15 protein-coding genes are annotated in these 19,724 nt (G+C 64.9%); 5 read left to right on the top strand and 10 right to left on the bottom strand.

The genetic code is table 11. The features are described 5' to 3' along the window. Nucleotides 1-44: 44 nt before the first annotated feature. Nucleotides 45-1,436, bottom strand: coding sequence for an APC family permease (locus tag ACIP9X_RS13275; protein WP_400480217.1), 1,392 nt, complete (start codon nucleotides 1,434-1,436; stop codon nucleotides 45-47). Between the two features lie 308 nt (nucleotides 1,437-1,744). Between ACIP9X_RS13275 and ACIP9X_RS13280 the strand changes: the two genes are divergently transcribed. Both ACIP9X_RS13280 and ACIP9X_RS13285 read left to right on the top strand, forming a co-directional pair. Then, nucleotides 1,745-2,494: an ArsR/SmtB family transcription factor gene (locus ACIP9X_RS13280; RefSeq protein WP_400480218.1), complete on the top strand. Its 750-nt coding sequence runs from the start codon at nucleotides 1,745-1,747 to the stop codon at nucleotides 2,492-2,494. A gap of 155 nt (nucleotides 2,495-2,649) precedes the next feature. Continuing rightward, entirely contained in the window at nucleotides 2,650-3,846 is a 1,197-nt protein-coding gene (locus ACIP9X_RS13285) for a TerC family protein (RefSeq protein ID WP_400480219.1), read from the top strand. A 40-nt stretch (nucleotides 3,847-3,886) separates the two neighbouring features. Here the strand turns inward: ACIP9X_RS13285 and ACIP9X_RS13290 are convergent, their stop codons facing one another. From ACIP9X_RS13290 to ACIP9X_RS13315, 6 genes are all read right to left on the bottom strand, one after another. Beyond that, nucleotides 3,887-4,909: a serine hydrolase domain-containing protein gene (locus ACIP9X_RS13290; RefSeq protein WP_400480220.1), complete on the bottom strand. Its 1,023-nt coding sequence runs from the start codon at nucleotides 4,907-4,909 to the stop codon at nucleotides 3,887-3,889. 352 nt (nucleotides 4,910-5,261) lie between these two features. After that, nucleotides 5,262-5,888 carry a bifunctional 4-hydroxy-2-oxoglutarate aldolase/2-dehydro-3-deoxy-phosphogluconate aldolase gene (eda, locus tag ACIP9X_RS13295; protein ID WP_400480221.1) on the bottom strand — a complete coding sequence of 209 codons (627 nt, stop codon included), beginning with the start codon at nucleotides 5,886-5,888 and terminating at the stop codon, nucleotides 5,262-5,264. Next, nucleotides 5,881-7,266, bottom strand: a complete 1,386-nt coding sequence (locus ACIP9X_RS13300) for a mannitol dehydrogenase family protein (protein WP_400480222.1) — start codon at nucleotides 7,264-7,266, stop codon at nucleotides 5,881-5,883. Before ACIP9X_RS13300 ends, eda begins: the two co-directional genes overlap by 8 nt. Before the next feature lie 68 nt (nucleotides 7,267-7,334). Continuing rightward, on the bottom strand, nucleotides 7,335-8,288 hold the full coding sequence (locus ACIP9X_RS13305; RefSeq protein WP_400480372.1) for a PfkB family carbohydrate kinase: 954 nt from the start codon (nucleotides 8,286-8,288) through the stop codon (nucleotides 7,335-7,337). 47 nt (nucleotides 8,289-8,335) lie between these two features. Beyond that, on the bottom strand, nucleotides 8,336-9,547 hold the full coding sequence (gene manD, locus ACIP9X_RS13310; RefSeq protein WP_400480223.1) for a D-mannonate dehydratase ManD: 1,212 nt from the start codon (nucleotides 9,545-9,547) through the stop codon (nucleotides 8,336-8,338). Between the two features lie 136 nt (nucleotides 9,548-9,683). Next, the gene (locus tag ACIP9X_RS13315) at nucleotides 9,684-11,072 is read right to left on the bottom strand and encodes an MFS transporter (RefSeq protein ID WP_400480224.1); all 1,389 of its coding nucleotides are present in this window, start codon (nucleotides 11,070-11,072) and stop codon (nucleotides 9,684-9,686) included. Between the two features lie 172 nt (nucleotides 11,073-11,244). On the opposite strand from ACIP9X_RS13315, the gene ACIP9X_RS13320 reads away from it, so the two are divergent. After that, complete coding sequence (locus ACIP9X_RS13320; protein ID WP_400480225.1) at nucleotides 11,245-11,976, top strand: GntR family transcriptional regulator; 732 nt, start codon at nucleotides 11,245-11,247, stop codon at nucleotides 11,974-11,976. A 104-nt stretch (nucleotides 11,977-12,080) separates the two neighbouring features. On the opposite strand, the gene ACIP9X_RS13325 is transcribed toward ACIP9X_RS13320, so the two are convergent. Continuing rightward, nucleotides 12,081-12,677: a YceI family protein gene (locus tag ACIP9X_RS13325; RefSeq protein ID WP_400480226.1), complete on the bottom strand. Its 597-nt coding sequence runs from the start codon at nucleotides 12,675-12,677 to the stop codon at nucleotides 12,081-12,083. A gap of 431 nt (nucleotides 12,678-13,108) precedes the next feature. On the opposite strand from ACIP9X_RS13325, the gene ACIP9X_RS13330 reads away from it, so the two are divergent. Continuing rightward, the gene (locus ACIP9X_RS13330) at nucleotides 13,109-13,858 is read left to right on the top strand and encodes an HNH endonuclease family protein (RefSeq protein WP_400480227.1); all 750 of its coding nucleotides are present in this window, start codon (nucleotides 13,109-13,111) and stop codon (nucleotides 13,856-13,858) included. A gap of 53 nt (nucleotides 13,859-13,911) precedes the next feature. Here ACIP9X_RS13330 and ACIP9X_RS13335 read toward each other — a convergent pair whose 3' ends face one another. Both ACIP9X_RS13335 and fdhA read right to left on the bottom strand, forming a co-directional pair. Continuing rightward, on the bottom strand, nucleotides 13,912-14,214 hold the full coding sequence (locus ACIP9X_RS13335; protein ID WP_400480228.1) for a hypothetical protein: 303 nt from the start codon (nucleotides 14,212-14,214) through the stop codon (nucleotides 13,912-13,914). 210 nt (nucleotides 14,215-14,424) lie between these two features. Next, a complete protein-coding gene (gene fdhA, locus ACIP9X_RS13340; protein ID WP_400480229.1) occupies nucleotides 14,425-15,636 on the bottom strand; it encodes a formaldehyde dehydrogenase, glutathione-independent in 1,212 nt (403 codons plus the stop codon). 312 nt (nucleotides 15,637-15,948) lie between these two features. Here fdhA and ACIP9X_RS13345 point away from each other — a divergent pair, with 312 nt between their 5' ends. Then, nucleotides 15,949-19,710, top strand: a complete 3,762-nt coding sequence (locus ACIP9X_RS13345) for a TM0106 family RecB-like putative nuclease (RefSeq protein ID WP_400480230.1) — start codon at nucleotides 15,949-15,951, stop codon at nucleotides 19,708-19,710. Nucleotides 19,711-19,724 lie beyond the last annotated feature (14 nt).

Raw genomic sequence — 19,724 nt, forward strand, 5'->3', positions numbered from 1 at the left:
CTCCAGACTGTGCGAAGCGTTGAGGTGCTGGGTCAATGCAGACACTATGCTTCCTCAAGTTGCAGGTGCGGTGTTGAGCGGCGGAAGCCGCGTGTCAGGCAAGCCAAGTAGACAAGCCCGAGGGCGGCCCAGGACAGCCCCAGGGTGAACGACAGCCCGCTCAAGCTTGTCCACAGCCAGAGCGTCAGCACAAACCCCGCACCCGGCAGCAGGACGTTGTTAAGCAAGCCTTTGAGCCCGCGGTCCTTCTCGTTGATGAAGTAATGCTTGATGACGCACATGTTGACCACCGAAAAGGCCACAAGGGCGCCGAAGCTGATCAATGAAGACACAGTGGTCAGGTCGAGCACGAAGGCCAGCAGCGAAACGGCCGACGTCACGATGATCGGAACCACTGGTGTTCCCAGACGCGGATGAAGACGCCCGAAAACGGAGGGCAGAACCCCGCCGCGGCCCATGGAGTAGATGATGCGCGAAACCGAAGCCTGGGAGGTCAGCGCCGACCCGAGGCCTCCCGCAATATACGCGGCGGTGAAAAACGCTACAAGAAAGTTGCCGCCTGCAGCGCCTACTACTTCGATTGCCGCGGAGTCCGCATTGGAGAAGACGCCCACTGGAAGCAACAGGTGACTGATGTAGGCCAGTCCCAGGAAGATGATTCCCGCCAGCACGGTGGTCAGCATGATAGCCCGCGGGATGCTGTGCCGCGGATTCTTCGCCTCTTCCGCGAACGTCGATACGGCGTCGAATCCGAGGTAGGACAGGCACAGGATTGCAGCCCCGGCCAAGATGGGTGAAAAGCCTTCCGCGCCGTCCACTCCCGTAAAGGGTGCAAAAAGGTCAAGCTTGCCGGATCCGGCGACGGATGCCCAGGCGAGTCCGACGAACAGCACAATGAAAAGAGCCTGAAGTCCCACAACCAGGAAGTTTGCTCTGGCCACCGCCGTGATTCCGAAAACGTTGAGCGCGGTCACAGCACCGACGGATACGAGCATGAACAGCCATGCGGGAACGGCCGGGAAGGCCGCGTTCAGGTAAATGCCTATGAGCAGGTAATTGATCATTGGCAGCAGCAGATAGTCGAGCAGCAGGGACCAACCCGCCATGAATCCCAGGCCGGGGCCAAACGAACTTGTGGCGTAAGTGTAAGCGGAGCCCGCGAACGGGAAGGCCTTGGCCATTCGGCCGTAAGACCGGGCGGTGAACAGCATGACAACCAAGGCGGCGGTGTACGCAGCTGAGAGGCGCCCGCCCGTCAGTTCGACGACAATTCCGTACGTGCTGAATATGGTGAGGGGCACCATGTACACCAGGCCCAGCAATACCAGCGAGGGAACCCCCAGCACCCGGCGCCAGCCGTTACCTGTTGTTCGGGTTTCGCTGCTCACATGGTTCTCATGGGTTGAGGTCTTCTGCGTATCAAAAGCGGAGCTCATGGGTTTCCTAAGCGTAGAGGCCACCGAGAATCAGCGGCGGGAAGGGCATGAGGAGAAGCAAAGTTCGTTATGGACACCAGGCCCGGAACTGCGGCAGCGCCGTCGCTGCCACTCCCCTTGGCGCCTGGCTTCGTGGCTCACGGGAGTCCAGTTCATAGTGCAGAGATTTAAATGAATACGATTCATTTAGTAAAGCAGTGACGCTAATCACGGTCAAGTGCCGCTACCAGAATTACGCGCCCGGCTTGCCGGACGCGACAGACCGAAAACCATTGACACGTGACCGAATGGTCACCTATTCTGGCCCTGTGGACGCGGTATTCAAGGCCTTGGCGGACCCCATCCGCAGGGAGCTGCTGGACGAGCTGTTCCGCGAGGACGGCCAGACACTGAGCGCCCTGGAAGCGCGTTTTGAGATCACCCGATTCGGGGTCATGAAGCACCTCAAGATCCTGGAAGAGGCAGGCCTGGTGGTGACCCGCCGTCGTGGTCGGGAAAAGCTGCACTTCCTGAATCCGGTTCCGATCAGGCTCGTCCATGACAGGTGGGTGAGTAAGTACGCAGAACCATGGGCCGCTGGCCTCAGCGACCTCAAATCCAGATTGGAAAGTCCCATGGAAAAAATCTTCGAGATCTACATCAAGACCACGCCGGAACGGCTCTGGGAAGCCATCACGGACAGCGAAATCCGCAGCAAGTACCAGTTCGGCGTGCACGTCACCTCGGACTGGACACCTGGCTCCCGCTTCGAGATGGCTCCCGACGGCGGCGCTCCCCTCGGCGAGGGCGAGAACCTTGAGGTGGACCCGCCCCGGCGGCTCGTGCAGACCATGCGGGCGCTCTGGGGCGAGGACGTCAAAGCCGAGGGCACGTCGCGGGTCACCTGGGAGATCGAACAGGTCGAAGACTCGTGCCGGCTGACCGTCACCCACGACCAGCTCCGCGAGGGTGCCAACGAGCAGCTGTACGGCGGCTGGCCCATGATCCTCTCCGGCCTTAAGACCTGGCTCGAGACCGGGCAGAAGCTCACCACCCCGGGATCCCTGATGTACACCTGACGTCACTTATGACTTCCCGGCGAGAGTTGGTGAGACGGGCCCGTGCGCCCTTCGGTAGGGTAAAACCTAATACCGATGCGGCGTTGCGGGTTCGTCATACCGGCTGACCCCTCTCACTGCATGCGACTTCGTTCACCTGGAAAGAGGCACGCAGCATGGAAGTCCCCCTAATCGTCTGGATAGCGACCGTAGCCGGAATCCTGGGCCTGCTGGCCTTCGACTTCTTCTTCCACGTCCGGAAGGCCCACACCCCCAAGCTCAAAGAATCTGCAGTCTGGTCCGCGCTCTACGTGGGCATTGCCCTCCTGTTCGGAGTGGGTGTCTGGATGTTCGGCGGCTCGACGATGGGTACTGAGTACTTCGCCGGCTACGTCACAGAGAAGGCGCTCTCGGTGGACAACCTGTTCGTTTTCCTCATCATCATGGCCAGCTTCAGGGTGCCCCGCAAAGACCAGCAAAAAGTGCTGCTGTTCGGCATCGTGTTCTCGCTGATCGCCCGCACCGGGTTCATCTTCTTGGGCGCCGCGCTAATCAACAGCTTCGCCTGGGTGTTCTACATCTTCGGCCTCATCCTGCTCATCACCGCCGGCAACCTGCTCAAACCCAACGGGCACGATGAGGGGAGCGAAGGCCTCGTGGTCCGGCTCGCCCGGAAGTTCCTGCCGGCGACGGAACACTACGACGGCGACAAGCTCTTCACCATGGTGGACGGCAAGAAGGTCCTCACCCCGATGCTCCTGGTGATGGTGGCCATCGGCGGCACCGACATCCTGTTCGCCCTCGATTCCATTCCGGCGATCTTCGGCCTGACCCAGAACGTCTTTATCGTCTTCACGGCCACGGTCTTTTCACTCCTGGGCCTGCGCCAGCTGTTCTTCCTCATCGACGAACTGCTGGACCGCCTCATCTACCTTTCGTACGGCCTCGCCGCCATCCTCGGCTTCATCGGCGTCAAGCTCATCCTGCACGCGCTCCACGAGAACAACCTGCCGTTCGTCAACGACGGCGAGCACGTGAACGTCATCGAAATCAGCACCGGCACCTCCCTGGCGGTCATTCTCGGCGTCCTTCTTGTCACGATCATGGGGTCGGTCCTCAGCCCGAAGGGCAAGGCCAAGAACATGATCTCCGGCGCCAAGCGCCACGCCGCCTCGTATGTGGACCTCAACTACGAAACGGACATCGCCGAGCGCGAGGTCATCTTCAACAAGATGGTCCGCGAGGAGGCCGAACTCAAGAAGCTGCCGGAGAAGTACAAGCGGCTCATCCGCAACGAAACCGAGTTCATGAACCTGCTCCGCCAGGCCCACAAGGAGCACGACGAGGCCCTCGAACGGGCCAACGGGCGCTGATCCCGGAACGGTGCCCGGCGGCGCGGCGGCATCCTTCCCGTCATTGGGCCCGTTCCGTCAACTCCCTGAGCAGTCTGAACCCCAGCCGGTCCACCGTCACCGCTGTCGCCGACAAGAGTACGACGCCGGTCCCCGCCTGCCTGTCCAGGCCAGCCCAGGCGCGGAAACCGCCCGTTGCGCCGTTGTGCCAGGTGATGTCGCGGCCCTTCACGCGGAGGGTCATCCAGGCAGCACCGATGCGCACCGCGGGCCCCGCGAAGTTCGCCACGGGATCGAGGGCGGCCAGCCCGGGGGCCGAGCCGTCGAGGAGTGCCTGCACCAGGCGGCCCATGTCCCCGATGGAGGCACGGATGCCGCCAGCCGGGGCAAGAGCCTCCCCGGTCCACGGCTGGCGGGGACGTCCGGAGCGGCTCTTCCCGATGATGGCGTGGGGTCCCAGTTGCTCCACGGTGGCAGGCATATAGATCGAGGTCAGGCCCAAAGGCACTGCCAGGCGTTCGCGGACAAGGCTGTGGTAGCTCATCCCTGCCCCGGCCGCGACGGCGTGGCCCAGCAGCTCAAAGCCGAAATTTGAGTACCGCGGCCGGCGTGCAGACAGCTGCACGGTGCGTGCCTGCGCCAGGAGTTCCTCCAGGGCGTCGCCGTAGGGATTCGTCCCGTGCAGCAGGAAGGCGGCACTACGCCGAAACGGTCTGGCTGACTTGGGCAGCCTGGGCAGGCCCGAGGTGTGGCTGCTGACCGCGGCCAAAGGTACGCCCGCAGCAGGACAGTCCCCCAATGGCAGCACATCGCCCAGCGTGGAGTCCGGGACCAGCGCATTGCGGGCAGACGCATCCGCATACAGGAGCCCGGTGATCCCCTTGGAGACGGATCCTATTTCAAAATCGGCTTCGAGTGGCGCGCCAAGGCAGGCCACCGAAAGCTCCCCCGGCGAAACGGTGGCGGCGGCAACCAATGGTTGCCGCCGCCCTAGACCGTTCTGGAGCAGAGATCCCAGCGTCGCATCGCCGTGAATCTCCGTGTGCAGGTCAGTGCCTCCTGAGCAGGTTGCGGAGCCTGTCACCCAAGTGGGCGCCAGCGCCGTGGCTCATGCCGGTTCCTGCTCCTGTAGCCCTCGGACGGGCAGGGCGCGCAGCGCCGCCAGCGGCACCGGTCCGCCCACTAAGACGTTCTGCGGCATTCCTGATCTTGTGTCCCAAATTCATGGTGAACTCCTCAGTTCAGATTGCGGCTATTCAGTCGGTGACCGTGGATGGTCCGGTCTTTCCCGACTTTACGCGCGTCTCCGGAGCATGGCTACGGGGTTTTTCAGCCGGGCGTGTTGCCGGCCACCCATGAATGTAGGTAGCAGTAGAGGCCGTTCTCACGGCTGAGAACGGCCTCTACTGCTACCTAGTTGGGCTGGGGTATCCCGCTCACCCGCCCAGTCCTGCGGCCTCCCTTGCCAGTGCCGCGATCTGCGACCAGTCCTCGGCCTCGACAGCGCCCCTCGGCGTCAGCCAGCTGCCGCCGACGCAGGAGACATTCGGCAACTTCAGGTAGTCCGGCGCCGTGGCCAGGCTGATGCCTCCCGTGGGGCAGAACTGTACGTTCGGGACGGGCGCACCGATAGCGGCGAGGTAGGACGGGCCACCGGCGGGACCGGCCGGGAAGAACTTCATGGCGTCGAGCCCGCGTTCCGCAACGGCCATGACCTCACCCACCGTTGCCACACCGGGCAGCACCGGGACGTCCAGCGTCAGCATGTGGTCCAGCAGCGCCGGCGTGACGCCGGGGCTGACGAGGAACTGCGCACCCGCGGCCACGGCGGCGTCCGCCTGGCCGGGCGTGAGGATGGTGCCGGCGCCCAGGAGGATGTCCGGCACCTCGTTGGCGATGAGCTTCAGCGAGGTTAGGGCGCTGTCGGTCCTCAGCGTAAGTTCGATAATCCGGATGCCGCCGTCGGCCAGTGCCCTGGCGACCGGAACCGCATGCTGCGGGTCCTCAATGGTGACCACCGGAATCACCGGGGAAACATGCAGGACGTTTGTTGCGTCAGCCATGGTTGATCTCATTTCTCAGGCCGTCCAGCCCGTGGGTGTCGATGATCCGGTACCAGTGCGTGAGCAGCCCGGCGAAGCGCGCGTCCGATGCCAGTCCGGCGTCGAAGATGCTGCGGCAGCCGAGCAGTGAGGGAACAACGGTGTCGGCGCTGCGCACAGCGGGCAGGGCGGCGCGGAGTTCCTCCGCAAGGGGGTCGTTCAGTTCAGCAGCCGGCGTGGTGGCAACATGCCGCATCCAGGCCGCAACGGCGAGCGCCGCCCACCTGGGTTCGCGTCCGGCGTCGAGACTTCCCCTAACCGTGGAGAGCAGCCGCAGCCCGATCTTCTGCGAGCCGTCGCTGCCCACCTTCGCGGTGGTGTGGCCGAGCGCGGGGTTCGCGAAGCGGCCCAGCACCTGGGCGCAGTAGCCCTCGGCGTCCAGGCCGTCCGGCAGGGTGATGGTGGGCAGGACGTCCTCGTGCATCATGCGCCGGGCAGCGGTATAGAACGCGTCCTCCGCCACGGCGTCGCTGATGGTCGCCTTCTCCGCGGCCAGGCCGAGGTATGCCAGCAGCGAGTGGCTCGCGTTCAGCAGCCGCAGCTTCGCCGTTTCCCAGGCCGCAACGTCGTCGCTGAACAGGGCTCCGGCCTTCTCCCACTGCGGGCGGCCCGCGGCGAAGTCGTCCTCGATGACCCATTGCATGAATGGCTCGGCCACCACAGCGGCCTCGTCCCGCAGCCCAAGTTCACGTTCGACGGCGTCCAGGTCACCCGCCGTCGTGGCCGGCACCATCCGGTCGACCATGGTGTTCGGAAAGGTGACGTTGGCGTCCAGCCAGGCGAGCAGCGGCTCGGCTTCCTCTGCCGGCAAGGCGGCGGCGAAGGCGCGCACCAGCTTGCCGGTCAGGTCACCGTTGCCCGGCAGGTTGTCGCACGAGACAATGGTGATCAGGCCGGCACCGGTGCTGGAACGCTGCTGCAGTCCCCGGACGATCTGTCCGATCGCCGTGAGCGGCGCCCGCCCGTCCAGGTCCCCCCGGACCTCCCCATCCCCTGTGTTAAGGGTCCCTGTCCGGGGATCGATCCGGTAGCCCTTCTCTGTGACGGTGAGCGTGACGATCTTCGTGGCTTCCGCGGCAATCCGGTCCACTACTGCTTCGGGGTTGTCCCGCCCGGAGATGGCCTCGACGATGCTCGAGACCACGCGCAGCGGCGCGGCACCCTCCCCGCGTTCCGCCACGGCGAAAAGCCCGTCCTGCGGCGCGAGCTGCCGGGCCACCGTGTCCGAACGTTGTGTGACTCCGACGATCCCCCAATCAAGATCGCCGGAGGCCAGCATCGCCGCTTCTGTGAAGACGGCGGTGTGGGCACGGGCAAAAGCCCCGAGGCCGAGATGCACGATTCCGGGCTGCAGTTTTTCCCGCTGCAGCAGGGCCTGATGGCCGGCGGCTGCCAGCGAGGAGGTACTCAGGCGTGTGATGGCAGGGCTCCTTCCGTGGCTTTGCTGGCAGGCGCAGTGCCGGCGTGGGCGCGGGTCTGCGCCAAGGTGGGGATGAAGCCGGTCCCGCCTTTGCCCCCCACCACGAGCGACGCAGCGGCAGCACCGTAGCGGGCAGCCTCGGCAAGGCTGTCTCCCAGCACCAGCCGCGCGGTCAGCGTACCCACGAAGGCGTCGCCGGCCCCGGTCTGGTCCACCACGGCCGGGGCGGGAATCGCATCGATCCATGATTCCGGCGAGCCGTCCGCCAGGTCCCCGTCCAGCTGGATCCCCTCGGCCCCGCAGGTCACGGCGACGTTGGCCGCGCCCAGCGAGCGCAGCTTCGCCGCTGCCTCTTCGGGTGAGGACGTGGCCAGGAGGGCCGACGTTTCGCCGGGGAAGGACGGCGTGACCAGGAAGGCCTGCGGCGCCAGTTCGGTGAGTACCGCCGTCGCGCTCTCCACAGAAGTGAGCCGGGGCCGGAAGTTGGGGTCAAAGACGAACCGGCCGGACACCTCAGCGGCCTTGAGGACCGCGGCCCGCGAGCTTTCGGAGATGGCGCAGGCGATACCTCCTGCGATGACGGCGCCTGCCGACGAGAAGACGACGGGGTCGACGTCGTCCGGGCTCAACGTGGAGCCGACGCTGCCACTGCGGGCGTAGGAGAACTCGCGCTGCCCGTCGGGGTCGCAGTGCACCAGGTACACGCCCTGCTGGCCGGTCCTGAACTTGAGCAGTCCGGTGGAGATGCCGAGTTCAGCGATCCGGGCGGCGATCGCCTTGCCGAGGTCGTCGTCGGGCAGTACGGACAGCAGCCCCACGCGGGCGCCTGCCGCCGCGGCAGCAGCCGCGACGTTCAGCGCGTCGCCGGAGATGCCGAGCTGCGCCGGTACGCCGTGCCCGAACGCGACGTCGGTGGCCACCTCAACGAGGATCTCCCCCATCACGACGACGTTGAACGGCTGGGGCTGGGTTTCGTGCGTTGCGTTAGTCACCAGTCATGCACCGACCCGTCGAGGCGGCGGTTGATGGGCAGGTACTTGGGGTCGAACGGGAACGCGGCCGCTGCTTCCTCGTCGAACTCCACGCCGATGCCGGGGGCGTCGCCGGGGTGCATGTAGCCGTCGGTGAAGGTGTAGGAGGTCTTGAAGACTTCGTTGGCGGGGTCGCGGTGGCCCATGTACTCCTGGACGCCGAAGTTGGGGATGCTCATGTCCACGTGCAGCGCCGCGGCGAAGGACACCGGCGAAAGGTCGCCCGCGCCGTGCGAGCCCGAGCGGACGCCATAGAGGTCCGCAAGCGAGAAGATGCGGCGCAGGTGTGTGATGCCGCCGGAGTGCGAGACCGAGGTGCGGATGTAGTCGATCAGGCGTTCGGTGATCAGCTGCTGGCAATCCCAGATCGAGTTGAACACCTCACCGACGGCGATGGGCGTGGTGGTGTGCTGGCGGATCAGGCGGAACGCCGACTGGTCCTCTGCCGGCGTCGGGTCCTCAATCCAGAACGGACGGTACGGCTCCAGCGAGGCGCCCAGCCGGCCGGCCTCAATCGGCGTCAGCCGGTGGTGCACGTCGTGCAGGACGTGCACGCCGTAGCCGAACTGCTCCCGCACGTGCGCCATCATCTTCGGCGCGAAGTCCAGGTAGGCCGTGGTCTCCCACAGGTCCTCCTGGGGGATGTTGCCGCTCGCGGGCTCGTAGGTCTTGCCGTCCACCGGCGCGATGCCGTACGTCTTCTCCAGCCCCGGCACCGCGGCCTGCGCCCGGATGGCCTTGTAGCCGAGGTCAAGGTGGTGCTGGAAGTCGGCGCTCAGGTCCTCCAACGAGGAGCCGCTGGCGTGGCCGTAGACCATGACGCCCTCGCGTGCCGCACCGCCCAGCAGCTCGTACACCGGCATGCCGGCAGCCTTGCCCTTGATGTCCCAGAGTGCGACGTCGATCGCGGCGATCGCGGTCATGGTCACCGGCCCGCGGCGCCAGTAGGCGCCCTTGTAGAAGTACTGCCACGTGTCCTCGATGCGGCGGGCGTCGCGGCCGATCAGCAGCGGGCAGAGGTGCTCGGACAGGTAAGACGCCACGGCCAGTTCACGGCCGTTGAGCGTGGCGTCGCCGATGCCGGTGATGCCGTCCTCGGTTTCGATAACGAGGGTGACGTAGTTCCGTCCGGGCGACGAAACCACTACCCGTGCGTCGGTGATCTTCACTGGTTGGTCCTTCAAAGTGTGTGTGCGGTTTGCAAGTAGGTAGCAGCAGGCGTCGTTCTCAGCTCTCAGAACGACGTCTGCTGCTACTTAGTGGGGTGGGTAGTTGGGTGGCGGGCACGCGGTTAGCGCAGGCCGCTCAACTGGGGGCGGATGTACGGTGCGCGGCGCCAACGCTCCGGTCGGTGGATGCCTCAGAGTCCAATGCCCAGTCCGCGTACTCCTTGCCTCCGAGCCTGCCGGGGGCGGTTTCAGGAAGGAACGCCAGGCAGACGACGCTGACCAGGATCAGCGCTGAGACATAGATTGCGACACCCGCCACCGACCCGCCGCCTGCTGCCAGCAGAGCCGTGGCAACAACAGTGAAAGGACCGCTGGCAATCATGGCACCGAACTGCCACACGACGGAGACGCCGGTGTAGCGGCCGCGAACGGGGAAGAGTTCGGGGTAGTAGGAAGCCTGGGGGGCGTAGGTACCGGCATGTCCCAAAGCCAGGCCGGCAATGAGGATAGCGATGATGGGGAGCGCATCGCCGCTTGCAATGGCGCTGAAGGCAGGCCAGATCAGGAAGAGATTCAGCACGGCGACGCTCAGGAAGATCTTCTTCCGCCCGAACCGGTCGGTCAGGTGCCCCCAGACGGGGATCATGATCAGCTCGGCGACAATGGCGATGATGATGGCCTGAAGGACAAAGGCCGAGTCATTTCCGAGGTGCTTGGAGTACGCGACGAGGAACACTGTATAGAAGGGGAAGACTGCGGCTTCGACGAACTTCGAGCCCATGCCCAGAAACACTTCGCGGCGGCTGTTCTTGAAGATGACCTTCATCGGTGCTTGCTGGGAGGCGGCGTTTTCCTTGACCGCTTTGAATGTCTCTGATTCGTCGACGCGAAGCCGGATGTACAGGCCCACCGCCACAACCAGGATGCTCAGGAGGAACGGAACACGCCAGCCCCACAGCAGGAACTGTTCTTCTGACAGATGTGTGGTGAGGAAGGCAAATAGTGCCGAGGGAACCAGGTATGCTGCGGGAGAACCGAGCTGGACCAGGCTGGCGAAGAAGCCCCTGCGGTTTGGTGGAGCAGCTTCAGCTGTGAGCAACACAGCGCCGCCCTGCTCGCCACCGACACCAAACCCCTGCAGAAGGCGTACAAAGACCAGAATTACTGCTGCCCACAGACCAATGGTTTCGTAAGTCGGCAGAAGACCGATCGCAAACGTTCCGAGGCCCGTGATGAGCAACGTGTAGACAAGGGCCTTCTTCCGCCCGATCCGGTCTCCAACGATGCCCCAGACGATCCCGCCCAAGGGCCGGGCGAAGAATCCGACGGCGTAGGTAGAAAAGGCAGCAAGAGTGCCAAGCAGGGGGTCAATCTCAGGAAAGAAGATCTTGTTGAAGACCAGTGCGGAAGCCGTTCCATAGATAAAGAAGTCGTAGTACTCCGCCATCGTCCCGATGAAGGACGCGGCGGCTGTGCGCCGGACCTTCTTCAGGTCGTGCGACGGTGGTGCGATGCTCTCAGTCATCAATTGCTCCTTTGCAGGCGATGAAAAGGGTTGTTTCGAGTGGGGTAGTGGTGAGCGAAGGGGCCGCCCTCCAGGAGTAGCAACAGTGAGCACACTGAGGTTTTCGGCCGCTTTTCTAGCTACCATACAAGCACTACCATTCTAGTTTGTCAACGGTAGTTAGACTGGATGCATGGCAAGCGGCAAACTCGAAAAAGGGCGACCACCACGGCTCTCCGTGCGTGACCAGACCTTGGAAACTCTTCGGCGAAGGATCATCTCCCTGCAGCTCCCGCCGGGTGAGCCGTTGTCTGAGAATGAGCTCGCCCAGGAACTGGGCGTCAGCCGCACCCCAGTGCGCGAAAGCCTCATCCTGCTGCGGGAGGAAGGCCTGGTTCAGGTGTTCCCGCAGATCGGCTCGTTCGTGTCACTGGTGGACCTGGGGCGAGTGGCCGAAGCGCAGTTCGTCAGGGAGGCGATTGAATGCGCGTCCCTGAGTGACCTCGCCGTAGATGCCGCGGGAATCGCCGGGCTGCGGGACATTCTGGCTAGCCAGCGCGACGCCGAAGTCAAGGGCGACGTTGAGGACTTCTTCCGGCTGGACGAGGACTTCCACCGTGAACTCCTGCGACTCGCGGGTCATGAATCGGCATGGACGGCCGTGAACTCTGCCAAGGCACACCTGGACAGGGCCCGGCGGCTGAGCCTCATCGACACCCGTCCGGTCTCCACCCTCATTGAGCAGCACACGGCGGTGGTGGACGCGTTGGAAGCCGACGATCTCACTGACGCAGATAATTCCCTGCGCGAGCACCTGCGAGGCGTCTTCGAGGACGTGAAAAGGATTCAAGCTTCAGCCCCGGACCTGTTCTCGGACGGCACGGCTTCGCGTCCGGTCCGGCGGAGCATCGCGCGGCTGTCTTAGGACTGCCGCTGGTTGAGCTTGCCGAAACCCTTGATCTCGACAAGATCGATCAGCGGGTTTCGATTACGGCTGTAGCTCGATCAGCGTGTTTCGATCAGCGGCAGCTACGGCGCCGCGGTTTCGGAGGCGTCCTGCTGGCCCGGCTCTTGATGCCCCTGGTCCTGCTTGACCAGCGCGGCCTCTAGGTTGATCTTCACCTTGTCGCTGACCAGGAACCCGCCGGTCTCCAGTGCCGCGTTCCAGGTCAGGCCGAATTCCTTGCGGCTGATTTCCGTCTCCGCTGAGAAGCCGGCCCTGGTCGCGCCGAAGGGATCCACAGCCACGCCCGTAAACTCGACTTCCAGCTCAACCGGCTTGGTAATCCCGCGAATAGTGAGATCGCCCGTGAGAGTGTAGTCCTCGCCGTCGCCCTCCACGCCGGTGGCCCGGAAGGTCATCTCGGGGAAGCTCTCCACATCGAAGAAGTCCGCTCCCCGCACGTGGGCGTCGCGGTTTGGCTCACCTGAATCGAAGCTGGCGGTCTTCACCGTGGCGTGCAGCGAAGAGTCCTTAAGCGAGTCGCGGACATGTGCCGTTGCAGAAGCATCCGTGAAGCGGCCGCGCACCTTGCTGATGCCTGCGTGCCGAACAGTAAAACCTATGTCGCTGTGGGACATATCCAAGGTCCAAATGCCCGGGGTCAGGCCTGCGGGAAGCGTCATCGCGTATCTCCTCAAGGTGAAAATGCCAGCGGATGGGTGCGCTTTCCACACTTGTTCAGCCCGCCTTTGAAGTCAAGGATCCCCGGCTCCCCTTCCGTCTCGAACCGGCTTTTACGGCCCTCCGAATTCATTGTGTGGAGAATCGAAAAATGATTCTAAGGACTGCCTAAAAGCTCCTAGCCAATTCTCAGGGAACGGCCTTATTCTGATGCCAGGCCCGCCGCGTCCCCCAGCTGCGGTGGTCCTGCCGCTAGGAAGGGCCCCGCACTCCGTGAGGATGTACGAGGCCCTTCTGCGTGTGCGGTCCAGGCTCCGCAAGCTGCCCGCGCCGCAACATACCCCTGCTTGTGGTTCACCCTCCCCGGTCCCAGCGGCCTCCGCCGGTAGGCTCGACGGACGCAAAAACCACACGCCATAGGGGCATAACGAGTTTGAATAAAGCACCATCACTGCCGGACCGCCGGACGACAAGCGCCAACTGGATAAAAGGCGGCGTTGCCGCTGCGGTCATCCTGGCGAGCACTGCGTGCGGCGGGTCAATCAGTGCGACGCAACAGCCGCCGTCGGACGTCCAACCGGGCGGGACCGGACAAGGGTTCAGCCGGACAGAGGCCCTTGCCGCGAAGGACCTCCTCGCAACCCTGCCCGTCAAGGGCCGCGCCCCGAAAACCGGCTACGACCGCACGGAGTTCGGCCCGGCATGGGCGGACACCGACAACAACGGCTGCGACACCCGCAACGACATCCTCGCGCGTGACCTCACCGCGACAACCACCAAGCCCGGCACCAGGAACTGCGTGATCCTCACGGGCAGGCTGGCCGACCCGTACACCGCTACCACCATCTCCTTCCGGCGCGGCGCCGACACCAGCAGCGAGGTACAGATCGACCACGTCGTCGCGCTCAGCGACGCCTGGCAGAAGGGCGCCCAGCAGCTGACCAAGGCGCGGCGCACCGCCTTCGCCAACGATCCCCGGAACCTCCTCGCGGTCTCCGGCCCCGCCAACCAGAAAAAGGGCGACGGCGACGCCGCCACCTGGCTGCCCGGCAATAAGGCCTACCGCTGTGCGTACGTCGCGCGGCAGATTTCGGTCAAGTCGGCTTACAAGCTTTGGATCACGCGCGCCGAGCACACCGCTATGAGCACCGTACTGGCCGCCTGCGGCGGAACTTCGCGCTAGGACGCCGGGCCGCCAGGTCGCCGGGCTCGGTCAGCCTGCCAGCCCACTTAGGCCTACTCCGGCATTTCCGGTTGCTCGCCGCCGTACGGGTAGTCGTCCTCGTCGCCGCCCGGGGTTCCCGCTGCCTGTTCGAGAGCATCCGCTTCCGCAGCCCGCTCTGCCGGAAGATCAGGGGCCGCATCGGGCAGGGGCGTGGCCACCAGCGGGGTCCGCTGCTCTAGCACGTCCGCTTCCGACGCGTCCTCGGGCAAGGGACTGAACTCGTCGCCTCCCGCGTCGGGGATGGCTGACAGCCGCTGCTCGACGGCATCAGCTTCAGGTACTTCCAACGGGGTTTCTTCGGGCTGGTTGCTCATCGCTGGCCTCGGTTCTGGCTGGATGTTCGTGATGCAACAATTCTCCCCACCAGTCCCTCGTCGGTAAACAGCAACGGCGTGGGTAAACAGCGACGGGGTGGGTCAACAGCGACGCGGGATCAAACACACGGCCCTCGGCGCACCGCTGCCTGCCGGCAGACGGCCAACGGTTTCCGATGCGGCCTGACCCCGCGCCCTGTCAGACTTCTCCTAACTCAGGTAGCCGTTCGGGTTCAGCACGTACTTCGTGGCGGCGCCGGCGTCGAATTCGGCGTAGCCCTGGGGCGCCTCATCCAGAGTGATGGGCTTCGCGTTGACGTTCTTGGCGATGCTCACCCTGTCATGCAGGATGGCCATCATCAGCTGCCGGTTGTACTTCATCACCGGACACTGCCCTGTGGTGAAGCTCAGCGACTTGGCCCAGCCGGTCCCCAGGCTCAGGCTCAGGGACCCCGTCTTCGCGGCCTCGTCAATGCCGCCCGGATCGCCCGTCACATAGAGCCCGGGGATGCCGAGCGCGCCACCCGCAGCAGTGATCTGCATCAGCGAATTCAGCACCGTCGCCGGGGCCTCCTTCGCACCGGCGCCGTGAGCCCTCGCTTCGAAGCCCACCGCATCCACGCCGCAGTCCACCTCCGGAACACCCAGGATCTGCTCGATCTGCTCCGCCGGCCCGCCCTTGGAGAGGTCAACGGTTTCGCATCCGAAGCTGCGGGCCTGCGTCAGCCGGTCGGCATTGAGGTCACCGACAATTACGACGGCGGCACCCAGCAATTGGGCGCTGGTCGCCGCTGCCAGGCCAACAGGACCGGCGCCCGCGACATACACGGTGGAGCCCACGCCTACACCTGCGCTGACAGCACCGTGGAAACCCGTCGGGAAAATGTCCGACAGCATGGCCAGGTCCAGGATCTTCTCCATGGCCTGGTCCTTGTCCGGGAATTTCAGCAGGTTCCAGTCAGCGTATGGCACCAGCACATAGTTGGCCTGGCCGCCCACCCAGCCGCCCATGTCCACATACCCGTAGGCGCTGCCCGGGCGGTCCGGGTTAACGTTCAGGCAGATGCCCGTCTTGCGCTCCTTGCAGTTCCGGCACCGCCCGCAGGCGATGTTGAACGGCACCGAGCAGACGTCGCCCACCTTGATGAATTCCACGTCCGGACCCACCTCCACCACCTCGCCGGTGATCTCGTGGCCCAGCACGAGGTCCGGCGGTGCAGTGGTCCGTCCGCGCACCATGTGCTGGTCAGATCCGCAAATGTTTGTGGCGACCGTCCTGAGGATCACACCGTGGGGCACCTTCCGCCCCACGTTGGCCGGGTTAACGCCCGGTCCGTCCTTTAGCTCGAAAGTGGGGTAATCAATATCTATGACCTCCACCTTGCCGGGTGCCTTGTAGGCAACGGCTTTGTTCCCTTCCATCTCTTCCTCCTGGCGTCACGGACCCTCACCGATGAGGGCCGGTTGTGATTCGTGAAGTGCTGCGATGCTCCCTCCGGGCCGGAACAGGCGGCAGGCCGAACGGCGTCGTCGGTGCACGGTAGTGGAGGGTGCCGCCAGTCTAGAACGGCCATGGCGGTGAGGTCTATAACGCTCCGTTACCTTCTTTTCGCTCACTTTGGGCCCTGCTCAGTCCTTTCCGGGAGCACCTGCTTCTTTGTCACAGCCTCTTGCTAGATTCGACTTAGCGCACCGGGAACCCTCCCGGCGTGAGGTTGCCGATGGGGAGGCCCCATGTTCCTGCTCGATCCACTGACGCCCGGGGCGCCCCGTGACCTGGTGTTCTCAGCCAGCGATCTCGTTACGGCCAGTGAGTGCGAATACCGCACCCTCCGCATCCTCGACGAGAAGCTGGGGCGCTCCCCCAAAGCCGACTTCCCGCCCGACGAGATGCAGACCCGCGCCGGCAAACTCGGCGACGTCCACGAACACAAGGTCCTGGACACCCTCATCGCCCGGTACGGCACCTGGGATGCGGCGCGCGGTACCGGCGTTTACAGCGTTGACCGCGGAACCACCGACCGTAGTGCCCTGGCCGACAAGCATCAGGAGACTGCCGCCGCTCTCCGATCCGGTGCCGACGTCGTCTTCCAAGCCACCTTCTTCGACGGCGAATTCCTCGGCTACGCGGACTTCCTGGTGAAGGAACCCGCAGAGGCGTCGGGCACTGGCAATGCAGTTGACGGTTCAGCCGGCAGGGCAACTGACGCTACCCCACCCCGGTACGCGGTCTGGGACACGAAGCTGGCGCGGCACGCGAAGGTGGGCGCCTTGCTGCAGCTCGCCGCTTATGGGGACCAGCTCATCAAACTGGGACTCGATCCTGCTCCCCGTGTCACGCTGGTGCTGGGCAACCTCGAACACAGCATCCACTCCCTCACCGATCTCCTGCCGGTATTCCGCGAGCGCCGCGACCGATTCCGTGAACTCACTGCGGCCCACCGGGCCTCTGAAGCCCCCATCCAGTGGCAGCAGCCCGGGACCGCGCACTGTGGAAGGTGCGACTACTGCGCCGAACAGGTGTCCGCACACCGCGACCTGCTGATGGTCGGCGGCATGAACCTCGTCCAGCGGAAAAAACTCATCGCCGACGGCATCACCACCATCGATGCCCTTGCAGAACTCCCCGAGGACAAGGCAACAGGTTCATGGCGCCGGCTGCGCGACCAGGCTCGCATGCAGACCGGCCGCGAAGCCCCGGACGGCTCCCGGACGTTCCTCAAGGACGGCGAGGAGCACACCGTCACCTACAAGGTGCTGGCCGAAAACGCTTTGGCCAGCATCCCCGCTCCCAGCGACGGCGATATCTTCTTCGACTTTGAGGGTGATCCGCTGTGGCAGGATCCTGCAGGCGGGCAATGGGGGCTGGAGTACCTCTTCGGTGTGATCGAGGCCCCGCTGCCCGGGGATGCGCCCGGCGCCAGTCCGGTCTTCCGGCCCTTCTGGGCGCACTCCCTGGCGGGTGAACGCCAGGCCTTCCTGGACTTCCTTGCCTATGTGGAGGAACGCCGGAAACGGTATCCGGACATGCACGTCTACCACTACGCCGCGTACGAGAAGACAGCGCTCAGGAAGCTGTCGCTGCGGCATGTAGCCGGCGAGGACATCGTCGATTCCTGGCTTCGTGAAGGCTTGCTCGTGGATCTCTACGCCACCGTGCGGCACTCCCTGCGGATCTCCGAGGCCTCCTACTCCATCAAGAAACTCGAGCCCCTGTACATGGGCGACAACCTGCGGTCCGGAGACGTCAAGGACGCCGGAGCCTCCGTGGTGGCCTACGCTGCCTACTGCACCGCGCGCGACGGCGGACCCGAAACCCAGGCTGAGGCCGCCGCCATCCTCGCGTCCATCTCCGACTACAACGAGTACGACTGCCTCTCCACCCTGCGCCTGCGGGACTGGCTGCTGCAGCTTGGCCACGATGCGCCCGCCGTGGGGAATGCACGGGTTCCAGCCGCCGGGTACGAGCAGGAAAGCGCAAGCACCAGCACCAGCGCCGTCGTGGAGGCTGTGCCGGAGCTGCAGGACGAAGCACTGCCCGAGGAAGCGGCGTTGCGCGGCTACCTCGGGTCCCTCCCCGACAACCGCGCCCTGACCATGGACGAGCAGGCCGTGGCCATGGTCGCGGCGGCCACCGGCTACCACCGCCGGGAAGCCAAACAGTTCTGGTGGGAGCATTTCGACCGTCTGGAGTCCGAAGTGGACCACTGGTCGCACCAGCGCAACGTCTTCGTGGTCGAGGAAGCCGCAGTGGTGTCCGATTGGGCGCCGCCGACGTCCCGCGCGCGCACCGAGTCCCGGACGCTGCGCCTGACCGGCACCATGAGCGAGGGCTCGGAATTCCGGACAGGCTCCACCTGGTTCCGGATGTTGGAAGATCCCCTGCCTGAGGGGCTTGGAGAGGTCGACGGCGGGCGGACCCCGCGGCCGGAGCGAAGCGGCTCAGCCCTGCACCCCGATGCGAAGGAGTCAGTGTCCCGCGACGGCATCTTCGGGACCCTCATCGAGGCCGTCGAAGACCATCCCGACCAGCCCGGCAAGTCGATCATCACCATCACCGAGAAGTCCACCGGCAAGGTGCCACCGTACGAGCAGCTGCCCATGGCGCTCACCTCAGACCGCCCCATCCCCACAGCCAACATCGAAGCGGCGATTGCTGAACTCGCGCAGCTCGTCGGGTCCACGTTGCCCGATCTGCCGAAGCACGCCGGCCTTGATGTACTGCGCCGCGTACCTCCGCGGCTGACCTCGGGGGCGTCACTTCCGACGGTCACCCATAACGAGTCTGGAGCCGCCGACTACATCTCGGCCATCACCGATGCCGTCGAGGATCTGGACCGGTCGTATGTGGCGGTCCAGGGGCCTCCCGGCACGGGGAAGACCTATGTGGGTTCCCACGTCATCGCCCGGCTGGTGCAGCGCGGCTGGAAGGTCGGCGTCGTGGCCCAGTCGCATTCCGTGGTCGAGAACATGCTCTGCACCGCCATCAAAACGGCAGGAGTAGACCCAGCGGTGGTGGCAAAGGACGTCAAGGCCCCTCGCACCAGTGCCGATGTCCCGTGGGAGCTCACGACGGACAATGACGTGGCGCGCATCCTTGCGGCGGGCGGAGGCTGCCTGGTCGGCGGAACGGCCTGGACCATGACAGGCAAGTGCGTCCCTCCCGGCGCACTCGACCTGCTCGTCATCGACGAGGCCGGGCAGTACTCGCTGGCCAACACACTGGCGGTTGCCCGGGCCGCCAAGCGTCTGCTGCTGCTGGGCGACCCTCAGCAGCTCCCGCAGGTCACGCAGGGATCGCACCCCGAACCCGTCGATGAGTCAGCCCTCGGCTGGCTGTCCGACGGCCACGCCACCATGCCTGCGGAGCTCGGTTACTTCCTCGCAGACTCCTGGCGGATGCATCCAGCGCTTTGCCAGGCGGTCTCGGTGCTGAGCTACGACGGCAGGCTCCAGTCAGCCTCCGCAGCATCGCACCGGTACCTGGACGGCGTTCCGGCAGGAGTGGAAACCGTCCTTGTGGAACACAGCGGCAACACTACGAGCTCCAAGGAGGAGGCCGCGAAGGTCATCCAGCTGGCCCGCGAGCACATCGGGCTGAAATGGACTGCGGGCAAGGATGAACCCGTCAGGAGGCTCGAGGCGACGGACATTCTGGTGGTCGCTGCCTACAACGCCCAGGTGCAGGTTATCCGGCATGCCCTCGACCGGGAGGGACTCTCCGGGGTGAGGGTGGGAACGGTGGACAAATTCCAGGGCCAGGAAGCTCCGGTGGTGCTCGTATCCATGGCCTGCTCGGCCATTGCCGAAGCACCCCGTGGTGCAGAGTTCCTGCTCAACCGGAACCGCCTCAATGTGGCGGTCTCACGGGGCCAGTGGCGGGCAGTGATAGTCCGCTCCCCGGAACTGACCAACTACATGCCCCGCAAGCCATCAGCCTTGGAGGAACTGGGCGCGTTCATCGGGCTCAGTCCGCGCCGCCCGCTGCAGGTATGAGGGTGCTGCAGGTC

Origin of the sequence: Arthrobacter sp. NPDC093125 (assembly GCF_044754225.1) — a bacterium.
Taxonomy (GTDB): domain Bacteria; phylum Actinomycetota; class Actinomycetes; order Actinomycetales; family Micrococcaceae; genus Arthrobacter.